The sequence below is a fragment of the Rhizobium sp. WYCCWR10014 genome (assembly GCF_001657485.1).
Taxonomy (GTDB): Bacteria; Pseudomonadota; Alphaproteobacteria; order Rhizobiales; family Rhizobiaceae; genus Rhizobium.
In genome coordinates this window covers 432,765-445,847 of the sequence record NZ_LXFU01000051.1, presented here as the reverse complement: position 1 = coordinate 445,847, position 13,083 = coordinate 432,765, and the positions used below count along the sequence as shown (strand labels likewise).

The 13,083-nt window shown below is 60.1% G+C and carries 8 protein-coding genes; 4 read left to right on the top strand and 4 right to left on the bottom strand.

Annotated elements, in window-relative coordinates:
* Positions 1–173 precede the first annotated feature (173 nt).
* The 4 genes from A6U98_RS32060 to A6U98_RS32045 all read right to left on the bottom strand — a co-directional run bounded on the left by A6U98_RS32060 (position 174) and on the right by A6U98_RS32045 (position 5,772).
* Positions 174–584: a hypothetical protein gene (locus tag A6U98_RS32060; RefSeq protein WP_064655237.1), complete on the bottom strand. Its 411-nt coding sequence runs from the start codon at positions 582–584 to the stop codon at positions 174–176.
* A gap of 621 nt (positions 585–1,205) precedes the next feature.
* The gene (locus tag A6U98_RS32055) at positions 1,206–2,366 is read right to left on the bottom strand and encodes a patatin-like phospholipase family protein (RefSeq protein ID WP_064655236.1); all 1,161 of its coding nucleotides are present in this window, start codon (positions 2,364–2,366) and stop codon (positions 1,206–1,208) included.
* On the bottom strand, positions 2,363–4,636 hold the full coding sequence (locus A6U98_RS32050) for a Mov34/MPN/PAD-1 family protein (RefSeq protein WP_064655235.1): 2,274 nt from the start codon (positions 4,634–4,636) through the stop codon (positions 2,363–2,365). The genes A6U98_RS32055 and A6U98_RS32050 overlap by 4 nt, the downstream gene beginning before the upstream one ends.
* A 2-nt stretch (positions 4,637–4,638) precedes the next feature.
* Positions 4,639–5,772 (bottom strand): hypothetical protein, encoded by a 1,134-nt coding sequence (locus tag A6U98_RS32045; protein ID WP_064655234.1) that lies wholly within the window; start codon positions 5,770–5,772, stop codon positions 4,639–4,641.
* 183 nt (positions 5,773–5,955) lie between these two features.
* Here A6U98_RS32045 and A6U98_RS32040 point away from each other — a divergent pair, with 183 nt between their 5' ends.
* The 4 genes from A6U98_RS32040 to A6U98_RS32025 all read left to right on the top strand — a co-directional run bounded on the left by A6U98_RS32040 (position 5,956) and on the right by A6U98_RS32025 (position 13,082).
* Positions 5,956–6,888: a WYL domain-containing protein gene (locus A6U98_RS32040; protein WP_064655233.1), complete on the top strand. Its 933-nt coding sequence runs from the start codon at positions 5,956–5,958 to the stop codon at positions 6,886–6,888.
* Positions 6,889–7,002: 114 nt separating this feature from the next.
* Positions 7,003–10,419, top strand: a complete 3,417-nt coding sequence (locus A6U98_RS32035) for a DEAD/DEAH box helicase family protein (RefSeq protein ID WP_064655232.1) — start codon at positions 7,003–7,005, stop codon at positions 10,417–10,419.
* Positions 10,420–11,943, top strand: coding sequence for a class I SAM-dependent DNA methyltransferase (locus tag A6U98_RS32030; RefSeq protein WP_064655231.1), 1,524 nt, complete (start codon positions 10,420–10,422; stop codon positions 11,941–11,943). It begins immediately after the preceding gene.
* Complete coding sequence (locus A6U98_RS32025) at positions 11,940–13,082, top strand: restriction endonuclease subunit S (protein ID WP_064655230.1); 1,143 nt, start codon at positions 11,940–11,942, stop codon at positions 13,080–13,082. Before A6U98_RS32030 ends, A6U98_RS32025 begins: the two co-directional genes overlap by 4 nt.
* Position 13,083 lies beyond the last annotated feature (1 nt).

Below are 13,083 nucleotides of genomic sequence, written 5' to 3'. Positions count from 1 at the left end.
TTTTCGCTGCAAATCAGCGTTTGTCTCCCTCACCAAAAAGCGACGTCTTCTCAGGAACTTGGGCGATCTCGGCCACAATCTTTGAGGCCGTCCGCCGCCGGTCAGGGACGGGACAAACGTCTCCTCGCTCAGGTCTTTCAGATCGTCTTGCACGTCCTGCCTTCCACTCTCCATCAGTCTGCGCACCCTCCGGATCGCAAAGTAGCCGCACGCCGAATACGCGCGGCAACGTCGTCGCTTGCGTGTCCGTCTTCGATCTTGCCTTTCCCGGGAAAAGGTCGGGTGTCGGGAATACGCGTGATGGCGACAACACTACTTCGCGACGGTTGCGGTCGTATCGATCGCTCGATACGAGACACAGTGGCACGCAGGCTCTGAGCGCTGATTTCCTCCCCCTTTCTCGATCGCCAGCCGGCTTCTCTCAACAGAGCGGCAATCTGCTCCCAACTTGCGCCCTGGCTTCTCCACTCCGCGATGGTCGGCAGATGATCACGCAGCACGCGCGCGGCCGACAACGGCCCGAGCGGCGTATATGACGCGTCGACGATCACCCGCCCCTTTCGCATCTCGTTTCGCTTGTTCATCACGCGCCTCCTCCATCGAGGATGGGGCGGCACACGGTCGGCCGCAACGGGAAACAAACAAAACGCCTCAACCAACAGCGAAATGTTGCGGCAACGGTTCGGCAAGACCTTGGCCACGATTGACCACACATTCACGAACGGTCGTCTCCCGGCCATCCGCATACCGACGTTTGTGGGCTCGCCGATGGTGTTCCTTCGGAGAGGAATACATCGAAGTCGTCGAAAACTCGTTGTGAATACGTCTAAACATTTATTCAAATTGTAGCCTAATCGGCGGCCGATCCGGCCGATGCTTTTCCGCCGCATGCATGCCGCTCTCGTGCTCACGGCCGTTTCGAATTGTTTCGAAAAGCTGCAAAATGTTTCAATCACACCTGTGCACCTGCGGTACGATCTGGAACTTCCTTGATCAAAGCTCCACAGGACCTTGAAGGCGGCTCCATTCGGCAGTAAATAAGAGTGCATGCCGAGCTGAACATCCCGCGAGTGACGCGCGACGGCTCAAGCAAGATTTCGTTACTGTCACGAGTACGCCACCAAAACAGAATGTCACTTCACTGTTTCCCGTTACCTTCGTGTATCAAGGACCACGGACGAAGCCAAACCAAGCAGGTGCATGTATCAGGGCAGGAAATCGTAACAGGCCGCCGGCGAATTTTGTGTCATACCGCGGGCGCGCAGCGACGCGTCGGCCCCAGCATAGCCGGCCCTGAGCAGGAGGCGTTGCTCCTCAGGGGAGAACGGGTTCAGGCGGGTCCGCAGGGAAGCGGCGGCCACTGCCTCGTCAGCGGAAAGCGGGAGGGCGTCCGGCACGGCGTAGTGGGCGGGCGCCGCGTCGATGCTCCAGTAGGCCACCTGCCGCTGTCCCCGGTTGGCCATGCCGAACAGGATACGCCGCCGGGAATGCTCGGCCTGTTGCTGGATCAGACTGAGCGTGCGGAACATCTGGCCGATCCAGCGCCCCGAGGGGCGGCCGACTTCGGGGATCGTGCGGCCGGCATTGCTGACCAGGATGGTCCGGCACCGCTTCCAGACACGCTCGAGACCGAGATTGTCATAGATGCCGCCATCGGCAAGAACAGCGGTCGTGGTGAAGGGGGCCCGGTGGAGGTCGGCGCCGGCCGTGGGCCGCACGGACTCGCCCGACAGGTCGATACGCACCGGCGAGAGGATCGGGGGGAAGGCCGATGACGCGGCAACGACCCGCGCCAGCGGAATCACCGGCCTGTCAATCAGGCCCACGCGGTAGTCCGCCGCATAGCTCTTTCCGAAGCGCCAGCCGCTGCCCGTTTGCAGATTCGTGGCCATGAAGGTGAAGCGCGGTGACTCGGTGATGTCTTGCAGACACGCTCCTTGGAAAAGGTGCCGATCATAGGCGCGGACAAGGCTGTCGCCCGCGCTGAAGCCCGGCAGCAGGCCGTAAAGGGCGGCCTTGATATCGATTCCCTTGCCGGCAAAACGCAGCAAAGACGAGACGAACAACTCATCGAGATTGACCGCGCGGCCATCCTCATCGAAGCGCAGGGCGGGCCAGCGCAGCGCCAGCAGGCCGGCTGTGATCGAGCCGCCGGAGACGCTGGCGACCTCCGCGAGACGCGGCAGGAAGCCGAGCTGGTTGAGGCGAATGATAGCCCCGACGTGGTAAATCATCGCGCGGTAGCCCCCGCCTGAAAGGCACAGGCCGATGGTGTCTTCAAGCTTGCGGGCCTGCAGGAAATCATCCTGCGCGGCGTGGGCCGCGAACACGCTCTGGATGTCCTGCGCCAAGGTGAGATCGTTCATGCGGCATCTTCGCCGGGGAGCTGGATGTCCCTGCCCGCGAGCAGAACACGTAGCTCTCCGTGATCCCCCGCGATCGCCATCAGGGCGGGAACGCCCTCGCTCTCCAGCTCCTCGGTCAGCCAGCACAATTGCCGGATGTCGGTGGCGCTGGGGCGGGTGGACGAGCCCCGCGGATGGGAATGCCATTCGCCCACATAGCGGACCTGATGCAGCGACCGTTCGGCGGCCGCCGTGACTGCAGCCGCCAGCCCCGACACGCCGCGCTCGAAAGCCGTCACGCTCCCCGCGCTGTCCTGCGGTGCCGGTAAAGCAAAGACGAGGTGAACAACGCGGCGGCTCGTGTCGGTGATCCCGAGAAGAACGCCGCCGGTTTCACGCGGCAGGCCCGCCGCACGATGAGCAGCGATCTGGCGCGCGAGTTCCTGGTCGTAGGTCACGGTCCAGTCGCCGAGGGCGATCCGGCGCACGGGAGAACCGGGCTGTTCGGACAGGCTGACGGTATGGTTATCGCCCAGCGTCCAGACGCGGACGACCGCTTGCGGGGCGGAAAGCGCGTCGGTGATCGCCTGCGCAGCGATCGCACTCAGCAGCGCCGCCCGCGCCGCCGGAATGCGATTCGTCGCGGCGCGGCAAGAGCCGCTGTACCGGATGCCTGTCTCGGCCTGAAGGTGCGCCGCCAGCTGCGGATCACTCTGGACGAGGCGGTGATACTGCGCTTCCAGGTCGCGCAGCGTGATGTCCGGATCGGCCCCTTCGGCCAGGAGCACGACCGCCGTTCCGGCCGGGTTGAAAAAGACCGACAAGCGGCGCGCGCCGGGGCGCGGCAGATCGGCAAGATGCCGCGACACGGCCACGGAGGCCGAGCCATCGATGATGATCTCCGCGCCGGCCAGCGCGGCGTCGATATCCGCGGCCAGCTCTTCTCGCGGATGGAGGATATTCGCCTGAAAAAACCGGACCGGCTCGCCAAGCAAGGCGCCGACGCGGTGCGCCAGGCCCACGACCTTGGGCCTGCCGACATCGATCGGATAGAGCGCGTGGCGGGCAAGGTTGTGCGGCAGCAGGCTGTCATGATCGATCATCGTCCAATCAAACCGCCCCTCGCGCGCGAGGTTGACCGCCAGCTGCGATCCCAGCGAGCCAGCGCCGACCAAGACGCAGCGGCGCCTATCAGGCCGGGCCTGCCCGCTGATCATCGCGCCGACAGCGCGGTCAAATCCCAGATGCACGTCGGCGGGCGAGATGGGAAGGCCGGGCACGGCCGTGCCGGCGGCTACGCCGACCATCCTGACATAGCCGCTGCCCGAGCCCACATCGCTGTCATTGTGCGCGAGCACGCCGAGGGCGACACCGACATCCCCGGCGGAATCGTGGGTGACGAACGCGCGCAGGTCGTCGGCCTGACGGCCGCCGTCCCCTGCGACCGGGAAGGCGACAACGAGGGCGATCCGCGCCTGGAGGCGGCGGACGGCCGTGGCATCAAGCCCGGCCCATGCGATGACGCGGGCACGGAGTTCGGCGCTCAGGTCAATGCCGCACTCATGCAACTGCTTTGCGAGCGCGTTGAGTGTTTGCGGGGCGTGCTGCAGGCGCTGCATACCCTGCGGCGCGGCGCGCAAGGGGACGACCACGAACTGCGGATCAGGGCTGTCCGCACCCGGCCGCACGAACTCGGTGACGATGATCGTCTCCCGCTCGTTGCGGAGATGGCCGACCAGTTCGGCAGGATTGTCGGCCGGCGTCAGTGCCGCCGCCGGCAGGATTATGGTCGCCGGGTTGCAGAAGAAAAGGGGTTCCAGCGGCTGCGCCGTATCATGAAGCTCGCCGCGAGCCGCCTTGGCGAGCCAGAGCTGGATGCGGCGAATAAAGTCGGCGGGCGTGAAGGCCAGCCGCGCTTCCTCCCACGGCCGGTCGTCGATGCACAAGGCACGCGGCGTGTCGTCCGGCGTCCAGTTTTGGTGCATGGTTTCCGGGAAATCAAGACGCAGCGCCAGGACCGCCGGCTGCTCGCCGCCCGTCCCGAAGACCACGGCCACCGGCTCCAAGCCGCGGATGGGCGCTGCCAGGTCCTGCGGGCGCTCTACCTCGATGTTGAGGTGAAGCGCTGCCAGGGCGCCATCGTCGGATTGCCGCGCGGCGATCAGCGTGACGGACGGCGCGCGGCCGGACGAGACATGCGCGATAACCGCCCGCGCGGCATCGGGCGCGACCGCGTCCGGTGCCACCGACTGCCCGAAGGCCGACCACCAGGGATGAAGCTCTGCCCTCATCCTCAGCCCGCCCGCGCCGGGGTGGAGATGATGCTGGCCGCACCGGCCACGGCCGAGACGGTCAGGAGCTGCGCGCCGCGGCCCGTGATCTCGATGCTGAGCGGCTTCGGCCGGGCTGTCGAGGGAGATTCCATGGTCACCTTGAACGACCCGTCGGCGCGGCGCGCGACCCCCTTATAGTAGTTGCCTGCCTGTCGGTGGGGCGGCTGGACATCGGCGTCTTCGTCCGTCCCCTTGAGCGGCATCGGCTTGCTCGTCGACACCATGATGTGGCGTTCGCGCGCCTGCGTCTCGCACAGCCACTCGACGTGCTCGGTGGGCTCGGCCTCATCCTCGCCCTTCGTCCAGCCGATCGCCGTGTAGGAGCAGTGATGCGGGACCTTGAAAATGTCCCACAGCAGGCGGTCCTCGCGCCCATGGCGCTTGGTGGTCAGGACGATCTGGTCGATCGAGTCCGCGTGGATGTCCGACATGAACAGCGCATAGGTCTCGCGGCCGCCTTCGAGGAACGTGGCCTGGAAGACGACGCTGTCCTGATTCCGGTCAACAATCCCGTTCTCGTTCTGACGCCAGCCGAAGGGGCTGTGGATGAAGAATTCGGCCTGTTCCGTCCCGTACTTGGAAAAGCCGGGAACGGTCTGGCCCGCGTCGGTGATGAGGTGCGCCCGCGATTCCAGCGAGAGACCCTGCTTCGCCAGCCAGTCGGCCAGCTTTTTCGGGCGCGAGAAAACACGGATGCCGTAGCCCTGCCGCAGCCGGTGGCGTGCTTCCTGCCGGACAATCCGGGCGCTGTCCTCGCAGCCATCCTCCAGGATCGCCGCCGCGGGCACCCACAGTTCCTTGATCTTGATGCGGCCTTCGCCCTGGTATTTCGCAGCGTGGTTGAGCCAGAAGAAATCGCCCGCCCCGCAACAGTGATCGTCGTCCAGATGGGTAAAGCAGACGACGTCGTAGTTATCCCGGCCGGCGGCTCGAAGGTCGGCCTTCAGTTCGACGGGGAGGTCGATCCGCTTGTCATAGGGGTCGTTATCGTTCCGCATATCGGCATAGTCGACCAGCATCTTCTTGCCATCGGCAAAATCGATCCGGGTGCAGTCTGCATTGCCGAGAGGGTGGAAGGTCAGCTTCGCAGTCATATTCATCTCCTGTGGTCCGCAGCTCTGCCGGGACGGTTCGGTGTTGGTCGCGGCAGCGCCGGGCGGTCACGGGAAGGGAAAATCCCCGAATCCTGTTGACCACGGCCCGCTGATGGGATAAGAAACTATACGCGTCTAGTTTCGCTGTCAATATAGTTTCTATACCCTTTTATGGTGGTCACAATGGAGAATGAAAACCCCGGCATCCGATGGGGTGTGGAGCAGCGGCTCGAATTCATCGAGTTCCGTCTTTTCTGGGAGGGCGGGGTCAACCGGTCGGATATCATCGACGTGTTCGGCGTGTCTGTGCCGCAGGCCTCAAAAGACCTCTCGCTCTATCAGGAGCGCGCACCGGGGAATGTGGAGTACGACAAGAGCGGCAAGCGCTACGTCGCCGCCAAGGATTTCGAGCCGCGCTTTCTGAAGCCCGATCCAGATGCCTACCTGTCGCGGCTGCGTTCGCTGGGCGAAGGGCTGTCGATGCCCGTTGAGTCCTGGATCGCCAATCCGCCGAAGACCGACATCGCCCTTACCCCGAAGCGGGACATCAATACAGACGTGTTACGGGCCGTGCTCGAAGCGGTGCGCGACCACCGGTCGATCGAAATCCTGTACCAGTCCATGAGCAAACAGCGGCCCGACCCGGTCTGGCGCCGCATTACGCCACATGCCTTCGGCTATGACGGCTTTCGTTGGCACGCGCGGGCCTTCTGCCACATCGACAGCAAATTCAAGGATTTCCTACTGCCACGGGCGCTGGAAGCCCGCGCACCGGGCGAGTCAGGAGCGTCGGAGGGCCATGACAAGCTATGGAACGAGTATTTCAGCTTTGAGATCGTCCCCCATCCCAATCTCACGCCCAGCCAGCAGAGTGTTGTGGCTAAAGATTATGGAATGACAGATGGCAAATGTGTCCTGTCGGTTCGATACGCGATGCTGTTTTACGTTCTCCGCCGACTCGGTCTATTGGGAGATGCGTCCAAGGAGCCTGCGCGGCGACAACATATAGTTGTTTCAAGCTACAGCGATGTGCAATCGGCATTAGCACGCGCAGAATTCTTTGAGCAGGAGGGGTGGAGGCCGCAGGCTCTCGATGATGATCATGGTTCGGGTTGAAAAGGGTATCAAGGGATTGGCGAGAGGCTTTCGTTCGGCTTTCGACGGAAACGAAGCTGCGAGACTTACTTCAGATCAAAAAGCAAATTTATCCGCACCGTCGGAGTCCTTCTGATGAAATCTCGCAACTTTGAAATCCTTCGCGGAGCTTGGCCGGAACTCGCATCGCTTGGCGGCTTCGCCGAGGCGTACGCGCACGACGACCCCGTGAGCGCGCTCGTAAAACTGCGGCTTTTTGCTGAGAACCTTACTAAGGACATCTATCGTGACTTGAGTTTGCCCAAGCCCGAGCGGCCGGCCTTCGTTGATCTGCTGACCAACCAGTCTTTTGTAGCCATTACGCCGAAGGTAGTGCTCGACAAGCTTCACGCCCTTCGAATTCACGGCAACAAGGCTGCGCACGGTGAGCCCGCGACTGTTCGAAGCGCTCTCTGGCTACTTCAAGAAGCGTTCGACTTGGGCCGCTGGCTTTTCGTGCAGTTTGGCAAAGGCGATGCAGCCTTGATCCCAGCCTTTGTGCAACCGATGGCGGAAGCTGTCGATGAGAGCAAAGGTCAACTAAAGCGCGAGAAGCGCCAGGTCCTGGAGAAGCTGGCCGCTCAAGAAGCACAAATGGAAGCGCTTCTTCGCGAACTGGAAGCCGCGCGCGAAGCCGCCGTGACAGCGGAAAAGAGAGTTGAAGAGATTCAGTCGCTGGCGTCATCCGGCGCGGCAACTGCCAACCTGCTGGCGTTCAATGAGGCGACGACCCGTGTCCGTATTATCGATAGCCTGCTTGCCACTGCCAACTGGAGCGTTGGTCCTGCCAACGCCAGTACGGCGGAGGTCGGCAAAGAGATTGAGGTCAAACATCAGCCCACTGCCTCGGGCCTCGGCTATGCCGACTATGTGCTCTGGGATGACAACGGGAATCCTCTCGCGGTCATAGAGGCTAAGAAGACTGCTGTGGACCCGGAGCGGGGAAGGCAACAAGCCAAACTGTATGCTGATGGCCTTGAGAAGATGCACGGACGGCGCCCGGTCATCTTCTACACCAACGGGTACGACATCTGGATGTGGGACGACGTTCTAGGTTATCCGCCGCGGAAAGTGTTCGGCTACTATTCGAAGGATAGCCTGCAGTACCTCGTGAATTTTCAGCGGTCGAGCAGGAAGCCGCTCAACTCGCTTGAACCAAATGCCGCTGTCGTCAATCGTCTTTATCAGATTGAGGCGATCAAGCGCGTGTCAGAACGGTTTACCGATGGCCATCGGAAAGCGCTCGTCGTTCAGGCAACCGGCACCGGTAAGACCCGCGTTGCCATAGCGCTGGCGGAATTGCTTGTTCGCGCCGGCTGGGTCAAGCGCGTGTTGTTTCTTTGCGATCGTCGTGAATTGCGCAAGCAGGCCAAAAATGCTTTCGGCGATTTCCTGTCAGATCCCATTCGCATCGTCAACTCGCGAGTGAACACATCGGCGAGCGAGCGGATATTCCTGGCAACATATCCCGCCATGCAGAAGGTCTACCAGTCCTTCGATGTTGGTTTCTTCGACTTGATCATCGCCGATGAGTCGCATCGAAGCATCTACAATGTATATGGCGACATGTTTCATTATTTCGACTGCCTTCAGATCGGCTTGACGGCGACCCCGATTGATTTCGTGTCGCGTAATACATTCAGCCTGTTCGGCTGCGAAGCGCAATTGCCGACATCGAACTACGATCTCGAACAGGCCGTTCAGGACAGGTTCCTCACGCCGTTTGAAGTCTTCGAGCATACGACGCAGTTTCTGCGCGAAGGGATCAGGCTCGATATCCTGACGAAAGAGCAGATTCAGGAGCTTGAGGAACAGGGCGAGGATCCGGCACAGTACGATTTCTCATCAGAGCAGATCGACAAAATCATCTATAATAAGGACACCAACCGCGCGATTCTTCGCAATCTCATGGAAAACGGTCTGCGTGACGCTACTGGCCAGCTTCCAGGTAAGAGCATCATTTTCGCCCGGAACCATCAACATGCTGTGCTCATGCGACAGATGTTCGATGAGATGTATCCGCAGTACGGCGGGCGTTTCTGCCAGGTGATCGATAATTATGACCCGCGCGCAGAGCAGCTAATCGACGATTTCAAGGGCGACGGCGCAAACTCCGAGCTCACCATCGCAATCTCGGTCGACATGCTCGATACAGGCATCGACATCCCGGAAATCCTTAACCTTGTCTTCGCCAAACCAGTCCGTTCGCCTGTCAAGTTCTGGCAGATGATCGGACGTGGAACGCGCCTGAAGCCCGACCTGTTCGGTCCCGGCAAGGACAAGAAAATATTCCGGATATTTGATCATTGGGGGAACTTCGAGCGCTTTGAAATGGGCTTTCGCCCCGCCGAGCCCACCCAGTCAAAGCCGTTGCTTCAACTGGTATTCGAAGAACGGGTCCTACTCGCCGAGATAGCGCTTCGCACGAGCGAAGTTGCGATCTTTGACAACGTGATCGAACTCATCGCCAAGGACATAGAGGCGCTACCCGAGGAGTCAGTCTCAGTCCGTGAAAAGTGGCGCGAGAAGCGGGCGCTGTCAGATCCGGCGACGCTGAGATCTTTCGCGCCCGCGGCCGTTGCGATGCTTCGACAGGTCGTAGCACCGCTTATGCAATGGCGGAACATTCGCGGGTTGAGCGATGCCTATGCTTTGGATCTCTTGATAACACGCACCCAGATAGCAGTGCTGCGCAAGTCGGCGGACGTTGCAGATCTGAAAATCGAACTGCTCGACCGGCTTTCGGCTCTACAGATGCACCTCAACCCCGTCCGGGAGAAGGCGGAAGTTATCAAGCGGGTCAAATCCGATGAGTTCTGGAACGGCATGACCGTCGCCGACCTGGAATCGGTGCGCACACCGCTGAGGGAAATCATGCATCACCGTGACCGCCGGGGCGCCACGTCGCTGCCGGCGAAGGTCATCGACGTGAAGGAAGATGCCGCTGGCTTCCAGACAAGTCGTCGAGCGACGAGTCTCAAGACTGTTGACATGAGGGCATACCAGGAAATCATCGAGGCCGAACTGAAGCGGCACTTCGATACCAACCCCACTCTCAGAAAAATTCACGCGGGTGAGGCCGTTTCTGAAGCCGATATTCAGGCTCTTGTTTCGCTCATTCTGATACAAAGCCCGAACGCAAGCCGTGACGTGCTCGAAGAGTTCTTCGCCGGCACAGCGGTTCCACTTGAGTTCGCGATCCGGTCAATCGTTGGGCTGGACCCAGAAGCGGTTGCCGCCCGGTTCGCCGAATTTGCGCGCCGACATCCTAGCCTCACGGCGAAGCAAACGCGCTTCCTCGGGTTGCTTCAGAACCACATTGCCCGTTTTGGGTCTGTAACTGTGGACCGCCTCTATGAGCAGCCATTTACCGTTGTAGACGCGGACGGACTGGATGGCGTCTTCGAAAAGACAGAGGAGATCGACGATCTCCTCAAAATCCTGACCGCGTTCGCACCGCCTCCAGCGGGCGATGCGGCAACAAAAGACTCTCCTGAAAGGACGAATGACTAAATGATTACTGGAGACCTGAAGCGCAGGGTGGACGCACTCTGGACCGAGTTCTGGCAGGGCGGCATCACCAACCCGTTGACCGTGATTGAGCAAATCACGTTCCTCATGTTTGCGCGTCTGCTCGACATCAACGAAACGCGCGACGAGAACCGCTTGAAGCGTACTGGCACATCGTTTCAGAAGCGGTTCTCGGGTGACGAGCAGAGCCTGCGCTGGTCGCAGTTCCGGCACTTGGGCGCTGACGCCATGCTGCCTTTGGTCCGGGACAAGGTATTTCCGCATTTCAGGAAATCATCAACGAGTGGCACTGCCTTCGCGGAATTCATGAAGGACGCGCAGCTCATGATCCAGAAGCCGAGCCTTCTGGTGAAAGCGGTCAGCATGATCGACCAACTGCCGCTTACCGAAGGCGACGCTAAGGGCGATCTCTACGAGTACCTGCTCAGCAAGCTGACGACCGCCGGCATCAATGGCCAGTTTCGCACGCCGCGCCATATCATCCGGATGATGGTCGATTTGCTGGAACCGAAACCTACCGACGTGATCGGCGATCCATCGTGCGGCACCGGCGGATTCCTTGTCGAAACGATGCAGTATCTTCTGGAAAAATACACCTCGCCTGAGGGAGTTCTGGAAGAGACCGATCCCGAGACAGGCAAGACGGAAAAGACCTACACCGGCGACCTACTGGAGGATCACCGCGAGCATATTCGCAGCGGCATGTTCCATGGCTTCGATTTCGACGCCACGATGCTCCGTATCGCGGCCATGAATCTCATGCTGCATGGCGTCGATAACCCCGACATCCATTATCAGGACACGTTGAGCGCAGGCTTCACCGACAAGTTCCCGACGGCCGCTGCCGATGGCTTCAACGTCATCCTAGCGAATCCACCCTTTAAGGGTCAGCTAGATTTTGAGGATGTCCATGCCTCACTCTTGCGTAAAGTGAAGACGAAGAAGACGGAACTGCTTTTCCTCGTGCTCATCCTGCGCATGCTCAAGACCGGTGGGCGCTCGGCGACCATCGTGCCAGACGGTGTTCTGTTCGGCTCGTCTACTGCCCACGTTGCCCTGCGAAAGTTGCTCTTGGATCACAACCAGTTGGAGGCGGTGATTTCGCTGCCCTCAGGCGTGTTCAAACCCTATGCCGGGGTCAGCACCGGCATACTTGTTTTCACCAAGGGTGGGCGGACGGATGACGTGTTTTTTTACGATGTCGAGGCTGACGGCCTTTCGCTGGATGACAAGCGGGAACCCATATCGGCCAACGACCTCCCCGCATGTCTAGCAGCATGGCGGAACAAAGACGCGAGCCGCGATACCGACCGAACGCAGAAAGCCTTCTTCGTATCGGCCCAGGAGATCAGGGATTCGAATTACGATCTGTCACTGGGGAAATACAAAGTACGGGTTCATGTGGCCCAGACCTACGATGCCCCGTTGGTTGTCTTGGACCGAATGAAAAAGCTAAACGATGACATTGCGTCGGACTTGGCAGAGCTTGAGGAACTGCTGGGATGACGAAGACTAAGAAGCTCGGGGAGGTTTTCGACATCCGTAAGGGCAAGAAGGCCGCAGCGACTTCGGACACCTTTATCCCTGGATCGCATCCCTACATCCAGATTGACGAAGTTCGCGGTATGGCCCCTACCAAATTCGCTATCGATCCGAAGCCAGTGGTGGTTACGGGCGACGATCTTTGCATAATATGGGACGGGGCCAATGCTGGGACGGTCGGCTACGGTGTTGCCGGCGCAATCGGCAGCACTGTGTCGCGGTTGCGACTGAAAGAACCTGATCGTTGGAACCCTCGCTTCCTGGGCCGTATGCTTGATAGCCTCTTCCCAAAACTGAACCAAGAGGCGCAGAGCCGTGGGGCCACTATCCCCCACGTTGACAAGGCCAAGCTGGAGGATATCAACTTCCCACTGATTGATCCAATTGAACAACGACGGATCGCGGCGATATTGGATAAGGCCGACGCCATCCGCCGCAAACGCGAACAGACCCTCGCCTTGGCGGATGACTTCCTCGCGTCGGTGTTTCTGGAGATGTTTGGTGATCCCCTTACAAACGCCAAGAATTTGCCCAGCCAACCTTTGGGAAAATTTGGCAGGATCGTGACTGGCAACACACCGCCACGGTCTGATCCCGGGAACTTCGGCGATGCAATCGAATGGATCAAGTCCGACAACGTTAACACCAACGAGCACTTTGTGACCCGAGCTGTCGAAGGTCTTTCCGAAAGAGGGCGCACAATTGGCAGGATTGTCCCCAAAGGTTCAATCCTTGTAACATGCATAGCAGGAAGCCCATCGAGTATTGGGCGGGCTGCAATTGCAAACCGTCCGGTGGCGTTTAACCAACAGATAAACGCGATCATCCCCAATCCCGATGTGAATGTTTATTTTCTTTACGTGCAGTTCCTGATCGGAAAACAACTGGTCTTGAGGTCATCAACTAACTCAATGAAGGGGATGATAAGCAAAGGGGAGTTCCAGAAGATAGAATTCCTCAGGCCGGCCCCTGATGAGCAGACGAGGTTTGGGCAAATCTTTGAAAAGCACGTCGCGGCAAACAATCGGCTACTGGACCAGAAGGTTATGGCAAGTGACCTCTTTGCTGCCCTCTCCCAACGCGCCTTTGCCGGTGACCTGTAGG

Excerpts from the sequence above, each read along its gene's own strand:
- A6U98_RS32060 (WP_064655237.1), bottom strand. The coding sequence starts at position 584 with ATGAACAAGCGAAACGAGATGCGAAAGGGGCGGGTGATCGTCGACGCG.
- A6U98_RS32055 (WP_064655236.1), bottom strand. The coding sequence starts at position 2,366 with ATGAACGATCTCACCTTGGCGCAGGACATCCAGAGCGTGTTCGCGGCC.
- A6U98_RS32050 (WP_064655235.1), bottom strand. The coding sequence starts at position 4,636 with ATGAGGGCAGAGCTTCATCCCTGGTGGTCGGCCTTCGGGCAGTCGGTG.
- A6U98_RS32045 (WP_064655234.1), bottom strand. The coding sequence starts at position 5,772 with ATGACTGCGAAGCTGACCTTCCACCCTCTCGGCAATGCAGACTGCACC.
- A6U98_RS32040 (WP_064655233.1), top strand. The coding sequence starts at position 5,956 with ATGGAGAATGAAAACCCCGGCATCCGATGGGGTGTGGAGCAGCGGCTC.
- A6U98_RS32035 (WP_064655232.1), top strand. The coding sequence starts at position 7,003 with ATGAAATCTCGCAACTTTGAAATCCTTCGCGGAGCTTGGCCGGAACTC.
- A6U98_RS32030 (WP_064655231.1), top strand. The coding sequence starts at position 10,420 with ATGATTACTGGAGACCTGAAGCGCAGGGTGGACGCACTCTGGACCGAG.
- A6U98_RS32025 (WP_064655230.1), top strand. The coding sequence starts at position 11,940 with ATGACGAAGACTAAGAAGCTCGGGGAGGTTTTCGACATCCGTAAGGGC.